General features: G+C 69.9%; 22 protein-coding genes and 1 pseudogene. 14 read left to right on the top strand and 9 right to left on the bottom strand.

Annotated elements, in window-relative coordinates:
* Positions 1 to 2: 2 nt before the first annotated feature.
* The 7 genes from nadC to ABZT93_RS33330 all read left to right on the top strand — a co-directional run bounded on the left by nadC (position 3) and on the right by ABZT93_RS33330 (position 4,483).
* Complete coding sequence (nadC, locus tag ABZT93_RS33360; RefSeq protein WP_356111719.1) at positions 3 to 989, top strand: carboxylating nicotinate-nucleotide diphosphorylase; 987 nt, start codon at positions 3 to 5, stop codon at positions 987 to 989.
* Positions 990 to 994: 5 nt separating this feature from the next.
* Positions 995 to 1,792, top strand: coding sequence for a type III pantothenate kinase (locus tag ABZT93_RS33355; RefSeq protein WP_280850082.1), 798 nt, complete (start codon positions 995 to 997; stop codon positions 1,790 to 1,792).
* Positions 1,793 to 1,921: 129 nt separating this feature from the next.
* On the top strand, positions 1,922 to 2,602 hold the full coding sequence (locus tag ABZT93_RS33350; RefSeq protein WP_356111819.1) for a hypothetical protein: 681 nt from the start codon (positions 1,922 to 1,924) through the stop codon (positions 2,600 to 2,602).
* 58 nt (positions 2,603 to 2,660) lie between these two features.
* Positions 2,661 to 2,825, top strand: a complete 165-nt coding sequence (locus ABZT93_RS33345) for a hypothetical protein (RefSeq protein ID WP_020122549.1) — start codon at positions 2,661 to 2,663, stop codon at positions 2,823 to 2,825.
* Positions 2,826 to 2,973: 148 nt separating this feature from the next.
* A complete protein-coding gene (locus ABZT93_RS33340; RefSeq protein ID WP_007383769.1) occupies positions 2,974 to 3,366 on the top strand; it encodes a BlaI/MecI/CopY family transcriptional regulator in 393 nt (130 codons plus the stop codon).
* Between the two features lie 9 nt (positions 3,367 to 3,375).
* On the top strand, positions 3,376 to 3,924 hold the full coding sequence (locus ABZT93_RS33335; protein ID WP_356111716.1) for an amino-acid N-acetyltransferase: 549 nt from the start codon (positions 3,376 to 3,378) through the stop codon (positions 3,922 to 3,924).
* A 223-nt stretch (positions 3,925 to 4,147) separates the two neighbouring features.
* Positions 4,148 to 4,483: an Lsr2 family protein gene (locus ABZT93_RS33330; RefSeq protein WP_356111713.1), complete on the top strand. Its 336-nt coding sequence runs from the start codon at positions 4,148 to 4,150 to the stop codon at positions 4,481 to 4,483.
* A 35-nt stretch (positions 4,484 to 4,518) separates the two neighbouring features.
* On the opposite strand, the gene ABZT93_RS33325 is transcribed toward ABZT93_RS33330, so the two are convergent.
* Entirely contained in the window at positions 4,519 to 5,286 is a 768-nt protein-coding gene (locus ABZT93_RS33325; RefSeq protein WP_356111711.1) for an SCO3374 family protein, read from the bottom strand.
* A 430-nt stretch (positions 5,287 to 5,716) separates the two neighbouring features.
* On the opposite strand from ABZT93_RS33325, the gene ABZT93_RS33320 reads away from it, so the two are divergent.
* Complete coding sequence (locus ABZT93_RS33320; RefSeq protein WP_057612449.1) at positions 5,717 to 8,242, top strand: ATP-dependent Clp protease ATP-binding subunit; 2,526 nt, start codon at positions 5,717 to 5,719, stop codon at positions 8,240 to 8,242.
* Positions 8,243 to 8,328: 86 nt separating this feature from the next.
* On the opposite strand, the gene ABZT93_RS33315 is transcribed toward ABZT93_RS33320, so the two are convergent.
* The gene (locus ABZT93_RS33315) at positions 8,329 to 8,961 is read right to left on the bottom strand and encodes an HAD family acid phosphatase (RefSeq protein ID WP_356111709.1); all 633 of its coding nucleotides are present in this window, start codon (positions 8,959 to 8,961) and stop codon (positions 8,329 to 8,331) included.
* Positions 8,962 to 9,339: 378 nt separating this feature from the next.
* Between ABZT93_RS33315 and ABZT93_RS33310 the strand changes: the two genes are divergently transcribed.
* A complete protein-coding gene (locus ABZT93_RS33310; protein ID WP_356111707.1) occupies positions 9,340 to 9,888 on the top strand; it encodes a M23 family metallopeptidase in 549 nt (182 codons plus the stop codon).
* A gap of 652 nt (positions 9,889 to 10,540) precedes the next feature.
* On the opposite strand, the gene ABZT93_RS33305 is transcribed toward ABZT93_RS33310, so the two are convergent.
* A complete protein-coding gene (locus ABZT93_RS33305; RefSeq protein ID WP_356111705.1) occupies positions 10,541 to 11,137 on the bottom strand; it encodes a TetR/AcrR family transcriptional regulator in 597 nt (198 codons plus the stop codon).
* Positions 11,138 to 11,280: 143 nt separating this feature from the next.
* Here ABZT93_RS33305 and ABZT93_RS33300 point away from each other — a divergent pair, with 143 nt between their 5' ends.
* From ABZT93_RS33300 to ABZT93_RS33285, 4 genes and pseudogenes are all read left to right on the top strand, one after another.
* On the top strand, positions 11,281 to 12,846 hold the full coding sequence (locus ABZT93_RS33300; RefSeq protein ID WP_356111703.1) for an MDR family MFS transporter: 1,566 nt from the start codon (positions 11,281 to 11,283) through the stop codon (positions 12,844 to 12,846).
* A 145-nt stretch (positions 12,847 to 12,991) separates the two neighbouring features.
* The gene (locus tag ABZT93_RS33295) at positions 12,992 to 13,486 is read left to right on the top strand and encodes a helix-turn-helix transcriptional regulator (RefSeq protein WP_356111701.1); all 495 of its coding nucleotides are present in this window, start codon (positions 12,992 to 12,994) and stop codon (positions 13,484 to 13,486) included.
* Complete coding sequence (locus tag ABZT93_RS33290; RefSeq protein WP_356111699.1) at positions 13,483 to 13,920, top strand: VOC family protein; 438 nt, start codon at positions 13,483 to 13,485, stop codon at positions 13,918 to 13,920. The genes ABZT93_RS33295 and ABZT93_RS33290 overlap by 4 nt, the downstream gene beginning before the upstream one ends.
* A pseudogene (locus ABZT93_RS33285) lies at positions 13,908 to 14,137 on the top strand (SAM-dependent methyltransferase); the annotation flags it as partial. The gene ABZT93_RS33290 and the pseudogene ABZT93_RS33285, both read left to right, overlap by 13 nt.
* A 15-nt stretch (positions 14,138 to 14,152) precedes the next feature.
* Here ABZT93_RS33285 and cseC read toward each other — a convergent pair.
* From cseC to ABZT93_RS33260, 5 genes are all read right to left on the bottom strand, one after another.
* Positions 14,153 to 15,487: a two-component system sensor histidine kinase CseC gene (gene cseC, locus ABZT93_RS33280; RefSeq protein WP_356111697.1), complete on the bottom strand. Its 1,335-nt coding sequence runs from the start codon at positions 15,485 to 15,487 to the stop codon at positions 14,153 to 14,155.
* Positions 15,488 to 15,504: 17 nt separating this feature from the next.
* Positions 15,505 to 16,209: a two-component system response regulator CseB gene (gene cseB / locus ABZT93_RS33275; protein WP_356111695.1), complete on the bottom strand. Its 705-nt coding sequence runs from the start codon at positions 16,207 to 16,209 to the stop codon at positions 15,505 to 15,507.
* Between the two features lie 98 nt (positions 16,210 to 16,307).
* Positions 16,308 to 16,997, bottom strand: a complete 690-nt coding sequence (locus ABZT93_RS33270) for a hypothetical protein (protein WP_356111693.1) — start codon at positions 16,995 to 16,997, stop codon at positions 16,308 to 16,310.
* Positions 16,982 to 17,524: a SigE family RNA polymerase sigma factor gene (locus tag ABZT93_RS33265; RefSeq protein WP_020122536.1), complete on the bottom strand. Its 543-nt coding sequence runs from the start codon at positions 17,522 to 17,524 to the stop codon at positions 16,982 to 16,984. The genes ABZT93_RS33270 and ABZT93_RS33265 overlap by 16 nt, the downstream gene beginning before the upstream one ends.
* 236 nt (positions 17,525 to 17,760) lie before the next feature.
* Positions 17,761 to 18,750, bottom strand: coding sequence for an A/G-specific adenine glycosylase (locus tag ABZT93_RS33260; RefSeq protein ID WP_356111691.1), 990 nt, complete (start codon positions 18,748 to 18,750; stop codon positions 17,761 to 17,763).
* 555 nt (positions 18,751 to 19,305) lie between these two features.
* Between ABZT93_RS33260 and ABZT93_RS33255 the strand changes: the two genes are divergently transcribed.
* Positions 19,306 to 20,175 carry a hypothetical protein gene (locus tag ABZT93_RS33255; RefSeq protein ID WP_356111689.1) on the top strand — a complete coding sequence of 290 codons (870 nt, stop codon included), beginning with the start codon at positions 19,306 to 19,308 and terminating at the stop codon, positions 20,173 to 20,175.
* A 111-nt stretch (positions 20,176 to 20,286) separates the two neighbouring features.
* On the opposite strand, the gene disA is transcribed toward ABZT93_RS33255, so the two are convergent.
* The gene (gene disA, locus ABZT93_RS33250; protein ID WP_356111687.1) at positions 20,287 to 21,411 is read right to left on the bottom strand and encodes a DNA integrity scanning diadenylate cyclase DisA; all 1,125 of its coding nucleotides are present in this window, start codon (positions 21,409 to 21,411) and stop codon (positions 20,287 to 20,289) included.
* Positions 21,412 to 21,483 lie beyond the last annotated feature (72 nt).

Here is a 21,483-nt window from a genome sequence, read left to right as displayed (position 1 = left end):
CAGTGAGCACCGACGACCTTCCCCTCGCCTCGTCCGGCGGTTGCGGCGACGGCTGCGCCTGTGGCGCGGACGCCGGCATCGGCGACGACGAGTACCTGGAGTGCGGGCTCGACCCCGCGCTCGCGCAGCTCCTGGCCGACGCCGGGCTCGACCCCGTGGAGGTCGAGGACATCGCCAACGTGGCCATCCAGGAGGACCTCGACCACGGCGTGGACGTGACGACCGTCGCGACCATCTCCGAGGACGCCGTCGCCACCGCCGACTTCGTCGCGCGCGAGGCGGGCGTCGTGGCCGGCCTCAGGGTCGCCGAGGCGGTCGTCTCGGTGGTCTGCGAGGACGAGTTCGAGGTCGAGCGGCACGTCGAGGACGGCGACCGGGTGGATGCGGGACAGACGCTCCTGTCGGTCACCACGCGTACGCGTGACCTCCTCACCGCCGAGCGCAGCGCGCTCAACCTGCTGTGCCGGCTCTCCGGCATCGCGACCGCCACACGCGCGTGGGCGGACGCGCTGGAGGGCACCAAGGCACGCGTGCGGGACACGCGGAAGACGACTCCCGGGCTCAGGTCGCTGGAGAAGTTCGCGGTGCGGTGCGGGGGCGGGGTCAACCACCGGATGTCGCTGTCCGACGCGGCGCTGGTCAAGGACAACCACGTGGTCGCCGCCGGTGGTGTCGCGCAGGCCTTCAAGGCCGTCCGGGAGGCCTTCCCGGACGTGCCGATCGAGGTCGAGGTCGACACCCTGCACCAGCTGCGGGAGGTCGTGGACGCGGGCGCCGACCTGATCCTGCTGGACAACTTCACGCCCGGCGAGTGCGAGGAGGCGGTCGCGCTCGTGCACGGGCGGGCCGCCCTGGAGGCCTCCGGCCGGCTGACGCTGGCCAACGCGCGCGTGTACGCCGACACCGGGGTCGACTACCTCGCCGTCGGGGCACTCACCCACTCCTCGCCGATCCTCGACATCGGCCTCGATCTGCGCGAGGCGGAGTAGTCGCGATGCTCCTCACGATCGACGTAGGCAACACGCACACCGTCCTCGGGCTGTTCGACGGCGAGGACATCGTCGAGCACTGGCGGATCTCCACGGACGCCCGCCGGACGGCGGACGAGCTGGCGGTACTGCTCCAGGGCCTGATGGGCATGCATCCGCTCCTCGGGGACGAACTGGGCGACGGCATCGACGGGATCGCGATCTGCGCGACCGTGCCGTCCGTGCTGCACGAGCTGCGTGAGGTGACGCGGCGTTACTACGGCGACGTGCCGGCCGTGCTGGTCGAGCCCGGGGTGAAGACGGGGGTGCCGATCCTCACCGACAACCCCAAGGAGGTCGGCGCGGACCGGATCATCAACGCGGTGGCGGCCGTCGAGTTGTTCGGCGGGCCGGCGATCGTCGTGGACTTCGGTACGGCGACGACGTTCGACGCGGTGTCCGCGCGCGGGGAGTACGTCGGCGGGGTCATCGCCCCCGGTATCGAGATCTCCGTGGAGGCGCTCGGGGTGAAGGGGGCGCAGCTGCGGAAGATCGAGGTGGCCCGGCCGCGGAGCGTGATCGGGAAGAACACGGTCGAGGCGATGCAGTCCGGGATCGTGTACGGCTTCGCCGGGCAGGTCGACGGCGTGGTGAGCCGGATGGCGCGGGAGCTCGCGCAGGACCCGGACGACGTGACGGTGATCGCCACGGGCGGTCTGGCGCCGATGGTGCTGGGGGAGTCGTCGGTGATCGACGAGCACGAGCCCTGGCTGACGCTGGTGGGGCTGCGGCTGGTGTACGAGCGGAACGTCTCGCGGATGTGATCGCCGGGCCGGCCCGCGTGGACCGGCATTGGTGTGGCCCTGTCGCGCCACACCCGCCCGTTATGACGAGTTTGTCTGATTAGCGCGTACTGTCGCTGCATGCCCACGCCATACGGATCCCGCGGCGGCATGGCGTTCGGCGTGGAGGAGCTGCGTGTGCTCCGCCGCGCTCTCGCCCTCGCCCTCCATCCCGCCCCCGCCTCGGCCGAGGACATCAAGGACTGCCATCGCCTCGCCGAGTCCCTCGACGAGGCGGAGCGTGAGGGTGCCCGGCTGCGCGCCTTCCTGGTGGCCGACCTCGCCCGGTACCGCGCCGCACTGCCCGGCACCGCCGCCGGCTACCTCACGCTGCTGGAGGAGACGCTGGGCGCCGGCTACCGGCCCGGGCCCGACGACCTGGCCTCACTCCGGGCGCTGCGCGGCAACCCTGTTGCGGCGGCTTTGTTGAGCCGCTGCCAGGTGCTGGCCGAACGCGACGTGAGGGCCCGCCTTGCGGACGCCACGAGCGCCACGAGCGCCCGGCGTACCCCCGTTGCCCCCGTTGCCCCCGTGGCCCCTGTGATCCCGGCCTCCCGTACGCGTCTTCTGGCGCTCCCCGGGGGGCGCTCCGGGAGTGCTGGGGGTGGTCCGGCGGAACAGGACGCCAAGGAGCCTCGGCGCGAACCGCGCAGGGAGCCGGCCAAGCCGCCGGTGAAGCCCGCGGAGAAGCCCGCCCCCGCCGCCCCGAAGCCCTCCCGCCCCATTCCCACCCCGGGCGAGGTCTTCCCGCGCCGCAGGCCGACCCCGCCGCAGCAGCTGGCCGCGGGCTGACGCGGGACAGGCCGCACCCCGCCCGGGTCGTCCGTCCGCGCGTGGCTACTCTGGACGCATGGACTATGTCTCCGCGCTCGTGCCGCCGGTCGTGATGGCCGTGTTCTTCATCGGTCTGATCCGAGTCATCGTGAAGACCCAGGGCGGGGCCAACAAGGCCAAGGAGGACGCGGCCGTCGACGCCGCCCTCGCGCGCGCGGAGGCGACCAAGCAGGCCGACTGACCGGCCGCACCCCCGTCGGCGTACGACTCCCCGAGCCGCCGTGCTTTCGGAGTCGTACGCCCTTTTTGTTGCTGTTTGGCGTTGAAAGGCCCGTCCGTCACGCCGATAGCCGGAACCCCCACTATTGTGCTGAGGTGTGCCTCGCCCATTGGGAGAACTCGAAGACGCGGTCATGACGCGGGTGTGGAAGTGGAACCGCCCGGTCACCGTTCGAGAAGTCCTGGAAGACCTTCGGCAGGAACGGTCCATCGCGTACACCACGGTGATGACCGTTTTGGACAATCTCCATCAGAAGGGCTGGGTGCGCCGTGAGGCGGAAGGCCGGGCCTATCGATATGAGGCGGTCTCCACACGGGCCGCCTACGCCGCCGCACTGATGAACGACGCCTGGTCCCAGAGTGACAACCCCGCCGCCGCTCTCGTCGCCTTCTTCGGCATGATGAGCGAGGAACAGCGACAGGCACTCCAGGACGCGGTACGGATCGTCGGGGGACCGACCGTGGAGAACCCCGACTCGGCATCGAGGGACGGCGGGCGATAGCGTCCGCTCATGTCCGCGAAGAGCCCCTCCGGCGAGAACCCCGAAGTCACCGCAAAAGCCATCACCGTCCGCCGGGCCCGCACCAGCGATGTCGCCGGCATCCGTCGGCTCCTTGACTCCTACGTCCGCGACCGCATCCTGCTCGACAAAGCGACGGTGACGCTTTACGAGGACATCCAGGAGTTCTGGGTCGCCGAGCGCGACGACAACGCCGAGCTGGTCGGCTTCGGCGCCCTGCATGTCATGTGGGAAGACCTCGCGGAAGTGCGCACTCTCGCCGTGAAGCCCGGACTGAAGGGTGCCGGGGTCGGGCATCAGTTGCTGGAGAAGTTGTTGCAGACGGCCCGCTGGCTCGGTGTTCGTCGCGTTTTCTGTCTCACCTTCGAAGTGGACTTCTTCGGCAAGCACGGCTTCGTCGAGATCGGCGAGACACCCGTTGACACCGATGTCTACACCGAGCTGCTGCGTTCCTATGACGAAGGGGTGGCGGAGTTCCTGGGTCTCGAACGGGTGAAACCGAACACCTTGGGCAACAGCCGGATGCTTCTGCATCTGTGATCGCCAAGGATTCCGGCGCTCGGGCCTGCCCAGGTTCCCTATGTCCGAAACGCGCACGTTTCCGGACGGGGCGGCCCCTGTCGGTCTCTCCCGGGGGTTTGTGTTTTCTCAGCAAAAGCGGTTTGCTTTCCGACGTACTGCAGTACTGCATATAACAGGGGACGGCGAAACGGCGGACGCCGCAGACCACCCGGCCCTCAAGTATTGGATGAAAGGAAATCCGGTGGCACAGAAGGTTCAGGTCCTTCTTGTCGATGACATCGACGGCGGCGAGGCGGACGAGACCGTCACGTTCGCGTTGGACGGCAAGACGTACGAGATCGATCTCACGACCGCCAATGCGGACAAGCTCCGTGGCCTTCTCGAGCCTTACGTGAAGGGCGGTCGCCGCACCGGCGGCCGTGCTTCGGGCGGGCGTGGAAAGGCGCGGGCCGCTTCCGGTGGCAGCCAGGACACCGCTCAGATCCGTGCCTGGGCCAAGGAGAACGGTTACGAGGTCAATGACCGCGGCCGCGTTCCGGCGAGCATTCGTGAGGCTTACGAGAAGGAAAACGCCTGATCGAAAGGTCCACGAAGGCCGGGGCCTGCGAAGGCTTATGGCCGGACGCGCCGCAGCCGCAGCCGGTGGCACTGCGTCGCCACCGTGTTCACGACGCGTACGAGATCGGGGGCGCCCCCATCGCCCCCCAGTGCCGACACCGTCGGCAGCGAGGCCTCGACCTCGCACCCAGGCTCGGGGGGCCGCAGCCACACGGCGGCCCCCTGCAGGGCGCCCGGACGGCCCAGGACGAGAGGCCGCCGGCTCCCGGCAGCCCGGCCCGCCTCCGTCGGCGACGGTCGGAGCAGGCCTCCGGCCTGTTCCGGTAGCGACGGCAGGGCGACGGATTCGCCCACCGCGGTCCCCGGACGCGCAGACCTCCCCGACGGCACCTTCCCGAGCCCGCCCACCCAGTGCTCCGGCGGACGCGGTGCCCGCATCACACCGCCCGTCCCGATCGCCCGCAGGTCGAGCGCCAGCGTGCCCCACTCCAGCCAGTCCAGCAGGCCCGGCAGCTCCTCCGCGCTGCCCGCCGCCACCAGGAGCCGCATGCGGTCGCCCCGCAGTGCCACCGGCGAGCCCTCCATGAGGTGGCGCAGGGCCGCGCGACCCGCCTCGGCCGGGACGTCCAGTACGTCGAAGCGCAGACCCAGGCGCAGCCGTACGGGAGATTCAGGGGCGCTCTCGGGCACCGTGGGCCAGCCCAGTTCGTTCTCGTACCAGCGGCGGACCGGATCGTCGTCGGCGGCGGTCGGTTCGAGCGGCCGGCGCGGGGGCGGGACCGCGGTGAGACCGACGGTGAGAGGGGGGTGGCTGGCGACCATGCCAAGTGCAACCGTCGGAAAGGCGCGAGAGTTACGCTGGGTGTACCGCCGTGTGCGAAGAGTGTTTGAAAAGGGGGCGTGCGGAGGTGCGGGGTGGCACAAGGTTGTTCGCCCGTAGCGGAGGGGCGGGGGGCGTACGGCATGGACTGTCGGTCCGTGCGGGTAAGACATCCCTAGTGGGAGGGGGCGACACGCAGGAAAGGCCGTCTCACGTTCGCCATCGGCGTACTGGCGACTGGGGTAACTGCCTGGCCTGCGGGAACATCGTCTCGCACCATCGGGTTGGACAGGATGTCGGCGTTCGGGGTCAGGAGGCCATCGACGGTGTCGGCAGTTGGAATGAGCGGTCCCCGCTTGCGGGACTAAGCTGCGGAAGGACAGGGAGGGGAAGTTCCCCCCACTGCCTGACCGCTCTGAGGAGCGATTAACGATGTTCGAGAGGTTCACCGACCGCGCGCGGCGGGTTGTCGTCCTGGCTCAGGAAGAAGCCCGGATGCTCAACCACAACTACATCGGCACCGAGCACATCCTCCTGGGCCTGATCCACGAGGGTGAGGGTGTCGCCGCCAAGGCCCTTGAGAGCCTCGGGATTTCGCTCGAGGCGGTCCGCCAGCAGGTGGAGGAGATCATCGGGCAGGGGCAGCAGGCCCCGTCCGGGCACATCCCCTTCACCCCCCGTGCCAAGAAGGTCCTGGAGCTGTCGCTCCGCGAGGCCCTTCAGCTGGGCCACAACTACATCGGCACGGAGCACATCCTGCTCGGCCTGATCCGTGAGGGCGAGGGCGTCGCCGCCCAGGTCCTGGTCAAGCTGGGCGCAGATCTCAACCGGGTGCGGCAGCAGGTCATCCAGCTGCTCTCCGGTTACCAGGGCAAGGAGACCGCCACCGCCGGCGGGCCTGCCGAGGGCACCCCCTCGACGTCCCTGGTCCTCGACCAGTTCGGCCGGAACCTCACCCAGGCCGCTCGTGAGTCCAAGCTCGACCCGGTCATCGGGCGCGAGAAGGAGATCGAGCGGGTCATGCAGGTGCTGTCCCGCCGTACCAAGAACAACCCGGTCCTGATCGGTGAGCCCGGCGTCGGCAAGACCGCCGTCGTGGAGGGCCTCGCCCAGGCCATCGTCAAGGGCGAGGTGCCCGAGACCCTCAAGGACAAGCACCTCTACACCCTGGACCTCGGCGCGCTGGTCGCCGGCTCCCGCTACCGCGGTGACTTCGAGGAGCGCCTGAAGAAGGTCCTCAAGGAGATCCGCACCCGCGGCGACATCATCCTGTTCATCGACGAGCTGCACACGCTGGTCGGTGCGGGTGCCGCCGAGGGCGCCATCGACGCCGCTTCGATCCTGAAGCCGATGCTGGCCCGCGGTGAGCTGCAGACCATCGGTGCGACCACGCTGGACGAGTACCGCAAGCACCTGGAGAAGGACGCGGCCCTCGAGCGCCGCTTCCAGCCCATCCAGGTCGCGGAGCCGTCCCTGCCGCACACCATCGAGATCCTCAAGGGTCTGCGCGACCGGTACGAGGCCCACCACCGCGTCTCCATCACCGACGAGGCGCTGGTCCAGGCCGCCACCCTGGCCGACCGGTACATCTCGGACCGCTTCCTGCCGGACAAGGCGATCGACCTGATCGACGAGGCCGGTTCCCGGATGCGCATCCGCCGGATGACCGCGCCGCCGGACCTGCGCGAGTTCGACGAGAAGATCGCCGGTGTCCGCCGGGACAAGGAGTCCGCGATCGACTCGCAGGACTTCGAGAAGGCCGCCTCCCTCCGCGACAAGGAGAAGCAACTCCTGGCCGCCAAGGCCAAGCGGGAGAAGGAGTGGAAGGCCGGCGACATGGACGTCGTCGCCGAGGTCGACGGCGAGCTGATCGCCGAGGTCCTCGCGACCGCCACCGGCATCCCGGTCTTCAAGCTGACCGAGGAGGAGTCCTCACGTCTGCTGCGTATGGAGGACGAGCTCCACAAGCGGGTCATCGGCCAGGTCGACGCCGTCAAGGCGCTGTCGAAGGCGATCCGTCGTACGCGTGCGGGCCTCAAGGACCCGAAGCGTCCGGGTGGTTCGTTCATCTTCGCCGGCCCGTCCGGTGTCGGTAAGACCGAGCTGTCCAAGGCCCTCGCGGAGTTCCTCTTCGGTGACGAGGACGCGCTGATCTCCCTCGACATGTCGGAGTTCAGCGAGAAGCACACGGTCTCGCGGCTCTTCGGTTCGCCCCCCGGCTACGTGGGCTACGAAGAGGGCGGCCAGCTGACCGAGAAGGTCCGCCGCAAGCCGTTCTCCGTCGTCCTGTTCGACGAGGTCGAGAAGGCCCACCCGGACATCTTCAACTCGCTGTTGCAGATCCTGGAGGACGGTCGCCTGACCGACTCCCAGGGCCGGGTCGTGGACTTCAAGAACACGGTCATCATCATGACGACCAACCTCGGCACCCGGGACATCTCCAAGGGCTTCAACCTGGGCTTCGCGGCCTCGGGTGACAAGAAGACCAACTACGAGCGCATGAAGAACAAGGTCTCGGACGAGCTCAAGCAGCACTTCCGGCCCGAGTTCCTCAACCGTGTCGACGACGTGGTCGTCTTCCCGCAGCTGACCCAGGCCGACATCCTCCAGATCGTCGACCTGATGATCGGCAAGGTGGACGAGCGCCTCAAGGACCGGGACATGGGCATCGAGCTCTCCCAGTCCGCCAAGGAGCTGCTGTCCACGAAGGGTTACGACCAGGTGCTGGGCGCGCGGCCGCTGCGTCGCACGATCCAGCGCGAGATCGAGGACACGCTCTCGGAGAAGATCCTCTTCGGCGAGCTGCGTCCCGGTCACATCGTGGTCGTGGACACGGAGGGCGAGGGCGAGACCCAGACCTTCACCTTCCGCGGTGAGGAGAAGGCGGCGCTGCCCGACGTCCCGCCGATCGAGCAGGCGGCCGGCGGTGCCGGGCCGAACCTGAGCAAGGAGGCGTAAGCCTCACACGGCCGCAGGGCCGACGAGAGGGGCCGGTGCTCACAGAGCACCGGCCCCTCTCGCGTACGCGGTCCGCCGGGAGTGGGTCAGGACAACTGGCCGTCGTAGTCCGGGAGTTTGAAGGTCTTCTCGGCGTGGCCGCCCGACAGGTCGGTGGCGCTGTTGCCGATGTTCGCGATGATCGTGTAGCCCTTGTTCTCGATGTCGACGCGCTGGGCGGTCTTGTAGGTGGCGACGTCCTTGAACAGGTCGATGAAGTTGCGGACGTACAGGCCGCTGACCTGGTAGCCGACCTGCTTGAGGTTGTAGTCGGTGGCCGAGGCGATGATGCCGGGGCGGGCGGTCACGAAGAACAGGGATACGCCGTGCTCCTGGGCGTACTTCGCGACGTCCAGGACGGGCTTGTTGGCCGGCTGGGGGTAGCTGAAGCCGAAGTCGGTCTCCAGCGTGGTGTTGTCGATGTCGAGGACGATCGCCTGCTTCTCGCCGGACTTGGGGGCGGCGATGCGTGCCTTCAGATAGGGGAGGGCCTGGCCCATGACGGCCCGGCAGTCGGTCTGCCAGGTCGCGTAGTCGACGTCCGCAGCGGCGGCCGTGGCGGTCGTGGAGGCGCTTGCGGGGGTCGTCGCGGCCTCGGCGGGGACGGCCAGGGCGAGGAGTGCGGCTGCGGAGACGGTGCTTACGGCTGTGCTGCGCGCCCAGGGGCGTCTGCTTCTCATGTTTGTGGGGGTCCTCTCACGTCCGTATGCCGTTGTCTGGTGCATGTTCGGTGGCGAGGGTGGCGCGAGGGGAACCGTAGGGTTACTGGGTGGTAAGTCGCCAGAGACGTGCGTCACATGACGGGGTTTTTCGAAAGGGCCCCCGGTGACTTGCCGCACAGGCGATTTGTCCATTACTAGGCGGAATAGTGGGGTGTTCGGGGTGTGATTCCGGGAGGTACATGAACTTCCCGGGCGTCCGTTCTCGACCCATTACTACATTCCGTCGTAGATGCGCTGTTTGGGCGTATTCGGCCCCTCGGGTTACCAAGGGATGCGCCAACCGGCCGCCGTCGTGCGCCGGGTGGCTCTCCTGTCCCCGGCTTCATGAGGTTTCGAATGTTCCAGCGCGTCTCCCACCGCTCTTCCCGTACGTCTCTGCTCCGCACCCGTGTGGCCGTCGTGGCCGCGTCCGTCGGGGCGTCGGCTGTGCTGGGGGCCGGAGTCGCCTCGGCCGCGTCCCACTCGCCCTCCTGGGTCGACCCGGTGAAGAAGTACACGCTCAGCGCGAGCTTCGCGCAGGCCGGTGGCATGTGGCAGTCCACCCACAGTGGGCAGGACTTCGCGGTGCCGAGCGGTACGACCGTCGTCGCCGCGCACGGCGGGACCGTCGTCAAGGCGGGTCCGGGCGGTGCCGGTGACGGTGCCGCCTACGGCAACGCCATCGTGATCAAGCACGGCAACAAGAGGTACTCGCAGTACGCCCACCTCTCCCGGATAAAGGTCAAGGTCGGCCAGGTCGTCAAGACCGGTCAGCGCATCGCCCTGTCCGGCAACACGGGTAACTCCAGCGGCCCGCACCTGCACTTCGAGATACGCACCACCCCGAACTACGGCTCGGCCATCGACCCGGTCGCCTTCCTGCGCGCCAAGGGCGTCAAGGTCTGAGCGGGGGTCGTCCGACGGTCGGGGTGACCGTGCGCGGCGAGTTCTGTCGGGTCGGGCGCGCGGGGGGCATGTATGGCGGGCGCGCCTACGTCGGGTCGGTCGGGGCGGGGGTCCGGGCCGCTGGGGGGCGCGAGTGTCCGTCGGACGGACGCCGCCCCTGAGGTGAGTCGGGCGGGTGAGTCGTTCGAGCTGCCTCGGGGGGTGGGCGGGCGCGCGTGAGCCGCTGGTGCTGCCTTCGGGAGGGCCGTGGGCGTGAGTGCCCAGGGTCGCCTCCGGGGCGGATGGCGGGTTCCGGTCCTCGTGCCGTCTTCGGGGTGAGGGGCGGGTGCCGGTCCTTGGGTCGCCTCCGGGGGGCGCAGGGCGGGTGCTGGCCCTCGTGGTGGCTGAGGTGTGCGTGGTTTGGGCTGTCTCTGGGCGGAACCGCGGACGGGGCTTCCCCGGGCCATGCCCCTCCGGGGCGGATGGCGGGCGCCAGTCCTTGTGTCGCCCTCCGGGGCACATGGCAGACCCCGGTCCTCGTGTCGCCTCCCGGCGAAGGGCAGCCGCTGGTCCTCGTGCAGGGCCCGAGGCGTGAGTCGTTCCCGCTCCCGCGGGGCCGAGGTGCGGGCGCGCGCCAGCCCCAGGCCGGCTACCTTGCCCGAATCCCAGCCCCCTAGCCGTTACCCCCACCCCGGTGGGCCCGGGTGACCAGGTCTGTCGCTACCTCCAGAACTGCCTTGCGCTTGGACTCCGGGTCCCCGGTGATGTCCTGGAGGAAGAACATCCCCGCGTGCAGGGTGAAGATCGCGCTGACGCAGCGGACCTGGTCGGTCAGGTCCGCCTCGGGGTCGACGATGATCTCCCGCAACCCCTGCATGCGCTCCTTGAAGGTCTCACCGACACGCAGTTCACGGACCGTCGCCTGGTTCTCCTGCATGAAGCGGAACAAGGGAGTCGCACCGGCCAGCGTCTCGCTGTAGCGCCGTACGATCTCCTGCTTCGTCTCCAGCGTGTGCGGCTGCTTCCGGCCCCACTCGATCAGGTCGAGGATCGGCTGCGTCAGATCGTCGAAGATGCTGACGAGGATCTCTTCCTTGGTCTTGAAGTGGTAGTACAGCGCCGCCTTGGTGACATCCAGGTGCTCGGCGATCTCCCGCAGGGACGTCTTCTCGTACCCCTGCTCCGCGAAGAGTTCGAGGGCCACGTCCTGGATGCGCTGGCGCGTGTTGCCGCGGCGCTGCTGCTTCGTGACGTCCATGGTGCCGCCCATCCTCGTGCTCCTCGGCTTTCCATAAAACTTACTTGACGCCCGGCTAGTTACGCGTCTACCTTCCCCAGTGTAGACAACTAGCCGGGCGGCAAGTAAGTAGCCCGGCGGGGGCAGTACAGCAGGACCTCAGGGGAGTGGGAACGATGGCGGACACACAGACGGTCGAGACGGAGCCGGACAAGAAACAGCGCAGTGTGCGGGTCGTCCTGCTCGCGCTGATGATCACCATGATGCTCGCGATGCTCGACAACATGATCGTGGGCACCGCGATGCCGACGATCGTCGGCGAGCTCGGCGGACTCGAGCACCTCTCGTGGGTCGTGACGGCCTACACGCTGGCCACCGCCGCCGCCACCCCGCTCTGGGGCAAGCTCGGCGACATGTACGGCCGCAAGGGCGTCTTCATGAGCTCGATCGTGCTCTTCCTGATCGGCTCCGCGCTCAGCGGCATGGCCCAGGACATGGGGCAGCTCATCGGCTTCCGGGCCGTGCAGGGCCTCGGAGCCGGTGGTCTGATGGTCGGCGTCATGGCGATCATCGGTGACCTGATCCCGCCGCGGGAGCGTGGCAAGTACCAGGGCATGATGGCCGGCGTCATGGCGCTCGCGATGATCGGCGGCCCGCTGGTCGGCGGCACCATCACCGACAACTGGGGCTGGCGCTGGTCCTTCTACATCAACCTGCCGCTCGGTGTCGTCTCGCTCGGTCTGATCAGCGCGGTGCTGCACCTGCCCAAGAAGCGCGCACAGGCCCGTATCGACTACCTGGGCGCCGCCCTGCTGACCGTCGGCATCACCTCCATCGTGCTGGTGACCACCTGGGGCGGCACGGAGTACGCCTGGACCTCCGCGCGGATCATGGAGCTGATCGGCATCGGGGTCGCCGCGCTCGTCGGGTTCGTGTTCTGGCAGACCAAGGCGGCCGAGCCGGTCGTACCGCTGCACATCTTCCGCAGCCGCAACTTCACGCTGATGTCGGTCATCGGCTTCATCACCGGCTTCGTGATGTTCGGCGCCACGCTCTTCCTGCCGCTGTACCAGCAGTCCGTGCAGGGGGCCTCCGCGACCAATTCCGGGCTCCTCCTGCTGCCGATGCTCGGCGCGATGCTGGTGACCTCGATGGTCGCGGGCCGGATCACCACCAACAGCGGTCGGTACTACGTCTTCCCGGTCGTCGGCAGTGTCCTGATGGTGATCGGCCTGTACCTGCTGTCGACGATGGACACGGGGACCTCGCGGTTCACCTCCGGTGTCTTCATGGCCGTCGTCGGGCTCGGCATGGGCTGCCTGATGCAGATCACCATGCTGGTCGCGCAGAACAGCGTCGAGATGAAGGACATGGGCGTCGCGTCCTCCTCCACCACCCTCTTCCGCACGCTCGGCTCCTCCTTCGGTGTGGCCATCATGGGCGCGCTGTTCAACCACCGGGTCCAGGACGTCATGGCCGAGCGAGGCGGCGCGATGGGGGCCAAGGTGACCGAGCAGTCCGCGACGCTGAACGCGAAGGGCCTGGAGAAGTTGCCGGCCACGGTGCGCGAGGCGTACCAGTTCGCGGTGTCGGCGGGCACGCACTCGGCGTTCCTGCTCGGCTCGATCGTCGCCGTGGTCGCGCTGGTGGCGGCGGTGTTCGTCAAGGAAGTGCCGCTGAAGGGAGCGGGACCGCAGAAGTCGGCGGACGACGCGGCCCCGGCTCCGCTGGTCGAGGTCTGAGCCGCCTCTCCTGAACCGAAGGCCCCCGGACTGTGTCCGCCCCGGGGGCCTTCTTCATGTCCACCCGCGGGTCGGCATGTCCAGCCGCTGGGTCGACATGTCCGGCCGCGGGGTCGATGTCAGTGCCGCATGCCACCATCGACCCATGGACAAAGTGCGGCAGATCCGGCTCGCCAAGGACGCCATGGACCGGGACTGGGCCGACCCGGAGCTGGACCTCGGCGCCGTCGCCGCGCATGCCGGGTACTCGCGCTATCACTTCCTCAGGGCCTTCAAGGAGGCGTACGGCGAGACACCCGGGCAGTACCTCACGCACCGGCGGATCGAGCGGGCCGAGGAGATGCTGCGCGGGGCCGATCTGAGCGTCACCGAGATCTGCCACCTGGTCGGCTTCAGCAGCCTCGGCACCTTCTCCGCCCGCTTCAAGGCGCACACCGGGCTCACCCCGAGCGAGTACCGCACCCGGCACGTGGGCCGGGGCGCCGCCCTGATCCCCGGCTGCTACGCCATGCTCTGGGCCGGCGGCTTCCCCACCGCGAGGGACCCGGGAAGGACCGCAACTTCGAAGAAGCGGCCCGATCCCGCCGCTGCCTACGGTGACAGGGAGCAACCCCCGGACGACAGGAGAGCGGAGCCATGATCAAGGGACTGGGCATCGTCACCGTATGGACCTTCGACCAGCGACGCACCAAGGCCTTCTTCACCGAGAAGCTGGGCTTCGAGGTGCGCAGCGAGGTCTCGATGGGCGAGATGACATGGGTCACCGTCGGCGCCAAGGAGCAGGAGGGTGTCGAACTGACCTTGATGAGCCTCGACGGCCCGGGCCTGGACCCCGAGTCCGCCGAGGCACTGAAGAAGCTCGTCGGCAAGGGCGTGATGGGCGCGGGAGCGTTCCGTACCGACGACTGCCGCGGTGACTACGAGACGTTCCGGGCACGCGGGGTGGAGTTCATCCAGGAGCCGCAGGAGCGGCCGTACGGCATCGAGGCGATCTTCCGCGACGACAACGGCAACTGGTACTCGCTGACCCAGCGCAGCGCGGAGCTGGACTTCTCCAAGGACTGGGCGTCGTGACGAAGGACGTGGCCGAGGCCGACCACACTGCAGAGGCCGACCACACTGCCGTACGGGTCGCCCTCTGGTGGGCCCTGCACGTCCGCGCGGATCCGCCGCCGTGTGTGCCGGAGGACGAGATCGGGCTGCGGCTCTCGGCCCCGGCCGGCGGGACCGGCCCGACATGGATGTGGACGCCACCCGCCGCACCCGGGCGTCGATCGTGGCCCGGACGCGCTGATCCGTCCACCGGTCACGGCAGCATCGGATAGCTCCCCGTGGCCGTCGGCGCATGCTCCGGCAGCCACAGCACCGCCACCGCTCCCTCCGCGGGGACCCCGTCCGGTGGCCCGGCCGGGCGGACGTTGCGGAAGGTCAGCCGCGCGCCCAGCACCCGGGCCTGCCCCGCCGCGATCGTCAGCCCCAGCCCGTGCCCGTGTCCCGCGCGGTCCGCGCTGCCCGTGCGGAAGCGGCTCGGGCCGTCCGCGAGGAGATCCTCGGGGAAGCCGGGGCCGTGGTCGCGGACGCGGATGACGCGGCCCTCGACGGTGACCTGGACGGGCGGCTTGCCGTGCCGGGCGGCATTGGCGAGGAGGTTGAACAGGACCCGCTCCAGGCGGCGCGGATCGGTCGTGACCTCCGACTCGTGCACCACGCGGACCTCGATCTTCGGATCCTTGGCCGCCACCCGGCGGGTGACGAACTCGCCGAGCAGGATGTCCTGGAGCTCCGCCCGCTCGTTGGCGCCGTCGAGGCGGGCCACCTCCAGGACGTCCTCGACGAGGGTGCGCATGGCCTTCGCCCGGTCCAGGACCAGCTCCGTGGGCCGGCCAGGAGGCAACAGTTCCGCCGCCGTCAGCAGACCCGTCACCGGTGTCCGCAGCTCGTGCGCGATGTCCGCGGTGACCCGGCGTTCCGCCTCCAGCCGCTGCTGGAGGGCGTCCGCCATGGCGTCCACGGCGCTCGCGAGGTCGTCGGTCTCGTCCCGTACGACCCCGCCGATCGCGTCCCTGACCCGGACATTCGTCTCACCCTTGGCCATCTGGTTGGCCGCGGTCGCCGCCTTCCGCAACCGCCGCGACAACTGCCCCCCGATGAGCACACCGAGCGCGCTGCCGCCGAGGACCACCGCGATGGAACCGATCACCAGGGCCTGGTCGAGGTCGTTGAGGATGTCGGTGCTGCGGTCGGTGAACCCGGTGTGCAGGGACAGCACATGGCCGCCCTTGACCGGGACGGCCGCCCAGATGTCCGGACCCCGGTCGGGGCGGTCGGAGACATACGTGGCCCGGCGGCCCTCCTCGACCTTCTCGCGCAGCGCGGGCGGCAGACGGCGGTCGTCGACCGCGATACTGGGGAAGTTCGGCTTACCCGTCAGCTCGAAGTTGCGCTGGGCGATCTGGATCCGCTCGTCCGCGAGGTCCCGCGCGTTGTCCAGCATCGAGACGCGCGCCGCGTTGTGCACGACCAGGCTGAGCGCTACCGCCACGAGCGCGCCGACCAGCGCGATGGCCGCGCTCAGCTTCCACCTCAGCCCGGTCCGCACGGCCATGCGCTCCGCCACCGGGCCCCGAAGGATCCCCCGCATACCCCAGGTCCCCCTGCTCAGGCCTTCAACTTGTAGCCGAAGCCACGGACCGTCTCGATCCGGTCCTGGCCGATCTTGGTCCGCAGCCGCTGCACATGGACGTCGACGACCCGGGTGTCACCGCCCCAGCCGTAGTCCCACACCCGCTCCAGCAGCTTGTCGCGGGACAGGACCGTGCCCGGCGCGGAGGAGAACTCCAGCAGCAGCCGCATCTCGGTCGGAGTGAGCGCCACCGTCCGCCCGGCCCTGCGCACCTCCATGCCCTCGGTATCGATCTCCAGTTCGCCGAAGGTCAGCACGCCCCCGGCGGCCGCGTCCTCGCTCACCTCGCCCCGGTCGGCCCCGCCCGCGTGCCCGAAGCGGCGCAGCACCGCACGTATCCGGGCGACCAGGACGGCCCCGTCGAAGGGCTTGGTCACGTAGTCGTCGGCGCCGGCCTCCAGACCGAGCACCACGTCGATCGAGTCGGCGCGCGCCGACAGCATGATCACCGGCACGGTCGACTCGTCGCGGATACGGCGGCACAGGCTGACCCCGTCCAGACCCGGGACCATGACGTCCAGCAGGGCGATGTCGGGGCGGTCCGCCCGGAACGCCTCCAGCCCCGACAGTCCGTCGGGCATGGCGGTGACCGCGAAGCCGTCCCGCTCCAGGGCGAGTTGGGTGGCCTCGCGGATGACGTCGTCGTCCTCGACGAACAGCACATGGGTCTGGTCTGCCATCCGGGTGCTCTCACTCTTCGGGGTCGTTGCGGTCACTGGGGGATCGTTCCGGGCGGCCCGATCGGTTCACGCCGTAGGCCGGCGGACCATGCCGTACGTCAACTGTCGGGCACCGGCGTCGGATCCGTGCCCACGACGTCGCTGTAGTCGCTGTGCGTCCGGTACACCGCGGCGAACCTCCCCGAGGCCCAGCGGTACGTGATCACGTTCTCGCCCGACGGGTCCGAGACCGGGTCGCCCTTCTCGTACACCTGCTTGGTCACCACCAGATCGCCGCGGTCGATCTCGGCGTAGACCGGAGGTTCCTCGGTCTGGAAGACATTCTGGTACGAACCGTCTTCCTCGCGATACACGTACGAGCCGACACCCACCAGATCCGCACAGGTCACGACGTTGACGACGACGTCGTCGGCCGAGCCGCCGGTCAGGTCGCCGTAGAACAGGTCGACCGGGTACTGGTCGGTGCCGCAGGGCTCCAGATCGCGCTTGACCGCATCGGAGACCTTCGGGTCCGACTTGAGGAGAGCGACGGCCCCTTTCCGGTCCAGACGCGGGGAGGCGACGGCGGACGACAGGGCGGACGGCAGGGCCGTGGATGAGCCGCCGCCCCCCGCGACCGCGTGCGCAGGCCCCTCGTCACGGGTGCCGGTGCCGCCGGTGGCGCAGGCGGAGACGAAAAGGGCGAGGGCGGCCAGCACGGCCACCGCCGTGCTCGCCGCCTGGAAGATCCCCCGGACCGGAGCGAGGTCCGGCCGGGTGGGCCCGGGTTCGGTCAGGCCGCCGCGCAACGCTCCCGCTCCTCACGCTCCAGCGCGCGTGCGTCCAGGTCGCGGGCCTCCAGCTCCTCGCGGAGCCGGGCGAGCGCCCGGTGCAGCGTGCTCTTGACCGTACCGGCCGACATGCCGAGGGCGGCGGCCGTCTCCTCCGTGGACATCTGCTCCCAGTGTCGCAGCACCACGACGCTGCGCTGTTTGGGGGCGAGCACCTTCATGACGTCCATCAGCAGGGCGCGGTCCGCGTGCTGCTCGGTGGAGTCGTCGACCGAGGCGTCCGGGAGCTGCTCGGTCGGGACCTCCTCCAGCTTCCGCGCCCGCCACCACTCCGTGCGGGTGTTGATCATCACCCGGCGCAGGTAGGCGTCCGCGAGCCGCTTGTCCTCGATGGTCTCCCAGCGGCCGTACGTCCGCACGAGCGCCGTCTGGAGCAGGTCCTGCGCGTCGACCGGGTCCGGGACCAGACGGCGTGCGCTGCGCAGCAACGCGTCCTGCCGGGTGCGGACGTACTCCTCGAACTCGAGCACCTCGCCCTGCGCCATGTCGACCGCCTCCTGATCCCCGTTCCGGCAGTCCCTGCCGGTTCTCATCTCATGTGCTGCCGCCTGGTGTGCGGCATGGCAACGAAGCTACGGAGTTGTTGTCACGGGGCTGTGCGAAGCAGCGCGCGGCTGGCACTCGGCTGTCCGTCGGTTGTGTAACGGAAGCCGAAAACGGGTAAACCGGCGCGGGCATTCGCGCCGGTTCAGGGGGATTTGCCCGTTTGCTTCGTGACGGGCTACGTCAACGGCAGCCGATACAAACCACCCTGGAGGGGCTCGACGAGCCCGTCCGCGACCAGACCGTCCAGCGCCCGCGCCCGCTGCACCGGCTCGTGCCACACCCGGTCCAGCACCGCCTGCGGCACGGGCGCGTGGGCCTCCCGCAGCACGGCGAGCAGCTTGCCGCGCACCTGACGGTCGGTACCGGCGTACGTCTGACCGCGCCGCGGCGGCCCGTCGTGCTCGGGCTTGCCGGCCAGCCGCCAGGCGCACTGGGTGGCGATGGGGCAGCGCCCGCAGGCCTCGTTCTTGGCTGTGCACACCAGCGCGCCCAACTCCATGGAGGCGGCGGCCCAGCGCGCGGCGACGCCCTCGTCCTGCGGCAGCAGTGCGCGGGCGAGCTTGCGCTCGGCGGCGGTGGTGGCGTTGGGCGGGTACTGCACCCCGGCCACCGCCCGCGCGAAGACCCGCCGGACATTGGTGTCCAGCACCGCGTGCCGCTGCCCGTACGCGAAGGAGGCGACGGCGGCGGCCGTGTACTCGCCGATGCCGGGCAGCGCGAGCAGTTGTGCGTGGTCCGTCGGTACGTCACCGCCGTGCCGTTCCGTTATGGCGACGGCGGCGCCGTGCAGCCGCAGGGCCCGGCGGGGATAGCCGAGCCGGCCCCAGGCGCGCACGGCCTCGCCGGGCGCCTCCGCGGCCAGATCGGCGGGCCGTGGCCACCGCGCGAGCCACTGCTCGTAGACCGGCAGCACCCGGCTCACGGGCGTCTGCTGGAGCATGAACTCACTGACCATCACCCCCCACGGCCCGGCCTCGGGCCGCCGCCACGGCAGATCCCGGGCGTGCTCGTCGAACCAGTCGATGACGGGGGAGTGCAGGTCCGCTCCGCGCGGAGCGTCGGTGACGCCGTCGGCGGAGCTGCTGTTCGGGGGCTGGGGCTGGGGCTGGGGCTGGGGCTGGGGCTGGGGCTGGGGCTGGGGCTGGGGCTTCGTGGGCGCAGTCATGGCCTTCCGATCCTGCCATGGCCGGGGGCCCGCGCGGGGGTACCGCCATGCCGGGGGCCACGGGACCTGAAGAGCGCCGGCGGTGCGGACCGCCGCACAGGGCCCGGCCACCGCCCGCGCCCTGGCCGTGCGGAGTTCGGAGCCGACCGGCGTCGGCAGGGGAGGTGCCGCTCCCACCGATCGGTGGGAGCCGGGAGCAACTCGTGGTGGAGGCGGGGGAGTCGGAAGACAGTCGTGGCCAGAGGTGCAAGGCACGCGATCGCGAACATACGGGCGGCGTCGGCGAACAGGGCGCCGAGGCGCAGGAGTCCGGCCTGCGTCCATCTCCCGACGCCGTGCGGTACCCACGTGCGGGTGTCAGCCGCGAAGCCGGTGATGTCCCGGTGGCTCCTGGCGACCTCGAAGTCCATGGTCACGGACCGTAGGCGGCGGGCCGATACGGTCACGCCCCGCGATCGTCACGTGTCAGTTTCCGGAATGATGATCCTGAAAAGTTGTGGCGCCCGGCGGCGGGTGAGGGCGGCGAACTCGCCGATCTCTCGTACAGTTTGCGCCGTGGGATCTCTGCGCAATCCGGTCGGGCCGCTTCCCTCCTCCATCTACTGGCGACGGAGGGCTGTCATGCTGTCCGTCCTCGCCGTGCTGGCGCTGCTGATCGCGTGGATCGTCAGCTCCGACGGCGGAGGCGGCAGGAACGGCGCAGGCGGGCCCAACGACAAGAATCCCTCCCCCTCGACGATCACCCCGGGACCTTCCGGTTCCGGGCCCGCGATCAGTCAGGCCCCGGGCGGCCGCGGCGAGTCGACCACCGGCGGGGACACCGGCGGAGGTTCGGGGTCGGGCGCCGGTTCCGGTTCCGGCGCGGGGGCCGGCGCGGGAGCCGGCGGTGGGACCGGTACGGGTGGCTCCGCGGGGGCGGGCGGGCCCGGCAGCGGTGGCGCCGGTGGCGGGGGCATCGCCGGGAGCGGCGGTACGGGCATCGGCGTCGGACAGGGCGACACCCTTCCGGGCGGTTCCTCGCTGCCCAACTGCACAGCGGGCGCGGTGAGGTTGAGCGTGCGCAGTCTGCACAACGCCTACGAGCCCGGTCAGACGCCCACGTTGCTGCTGACCGCGACGAACTCCTCCGGCAGCGACTGCAAGGTCGATCTCGGGCCGAAGCGCGCGGTGTTGACCATCACTCAGGCCGGCGAGGACGACCCGTACTGGTCGTCCGCCGACTGCCCCAAGACCCCGGGGAACCTGGTCTACCGGGCTCCGGCCGGGAGCAGCATCACGTACACGGTGAAGTGGGACCGCAAGCCGAGTGCTCCGCAGTGTGCGACACCGCCCGCGGGGTCGGCGGGGGCGGGGACGTACCTGGTGGAGGTCAAGGCACCCGGGTACAGCACGGCTCAGGCTTCGTTCGTGCTGGAGAACGACTGAGCGACCATGAGGGTGCCGCGGACGGTTGTTCGTTGTCTGCGGCCCGGTGGGGGCTTGTCGCGCCCACGCGGCGGAGCCGCAGATGAATACAGCCCCGCGCCCCGAAAAGCCCTATACGTACCGTTCCAGGATCGAGCTCTCCGCCAGCCTCGACAGGCCCTCCCTGACGCTCCTTGCCCTTGCCTCGCCCACTCCGTCCACCGTCTGCAGGTCGTCGACGCTGGCCGCCAACAGCTTCTGGAGGCCGCCGAAGTGTTCCACCAGGCGGTCGATGATCGCGCCGGGCAGGCGGGGGACCTTGGCCAGGAGCCGGAAACCCCGGGGGGAGACGCCCGAGTCGATCGCCTCGGGGGAGCCGGTGTAGCCCAGGGCACGGGCCACGGTGGGCAGTTCGAGGAGCTCGGCGTGGCTCAGGGCGTCCAGTTCGTACAGCGCCTCCTCGACCGTGCGGGAGCGCTTCGCGGTGGGTTCGGGGACGTAGTCCCGGACCACCAGTTCGCGTTCCGGCTCCACGCCCGCGATCAGCTCGTCCAGCTGGAGGGCGAGGAGGCGTCCGTCCGTGCCGAGTTCGACCACGTACTCGGCGATCTCGGTCGCGATACGGCGGACCATTTCCAGGCGCTGGGCCACGGCCGAGACGTCCCGGACCGTCACGAGGTCCTCGATCTCCAGCGCGGAGAGCGTGCCCGCGACCTCGTCCAGACGCAGCTTGTAGCGCTCCAGGGTCGCCAGGGCCTGGTTCGCGCGGGACAGGATCGCCGCCGAGTCCTCCAGGACACGGCGCTGGCCGTCGACGTACAGGGCGATGAGGCGCATCGACTGGGAGACCGAGACGACCGGGAAGCCGACCTGCTTGCTCACCCGGTCCGCGGTGCGGTGCCTGGTGCCCGTCTCCTCCGTCGGGATCGTCGCGTCGGGCACGAACTGCACGCCCGCCCGCAGGATCTTCGACAGGTCGGACGAGAGCACGATGCCGCCGTCCAGCTTGCACAGCTCACGCAGGCGCGTGGCCGCGAACTCGACGTCCAGGACGAAACCGCCCGTGCACATCGTCTCCACCGTCTTGTCGAAGCCGAGCACGATGAGTCCGCCGGTGTTGCCGCGCAGCACCCGCTCTAGGCCGTCGCGCAGGGGGGTACCGGGGGCCACGGCGCTCAGGGAGGCGCGCATCAGGCCATCGGAACCGGCACTCCCACCGGACTTTCCGGGAGCTGCTGCCCGGTCGTTGGCTGCCACTGCTCTCCTCCGGTCGCGGGGTCTTGGGCGCTCCCGTGTCGCACATTCGGTTCGTACGGACGGGCGAGACCA

The organism is Streptomyces sp. NPDC005303 (assembly GCF_040607335.1).
Lineage (GTDB): Bacteria > Actinomycetota > Actinomycetes > Streptomycetales > Streptomycetaceae > Streptomyces.
The sequence above is the reverse complement of the archived record's forward strand: the minus strand, read 5'-3'. Positions and strand labels throughout refer to the sequence as shown.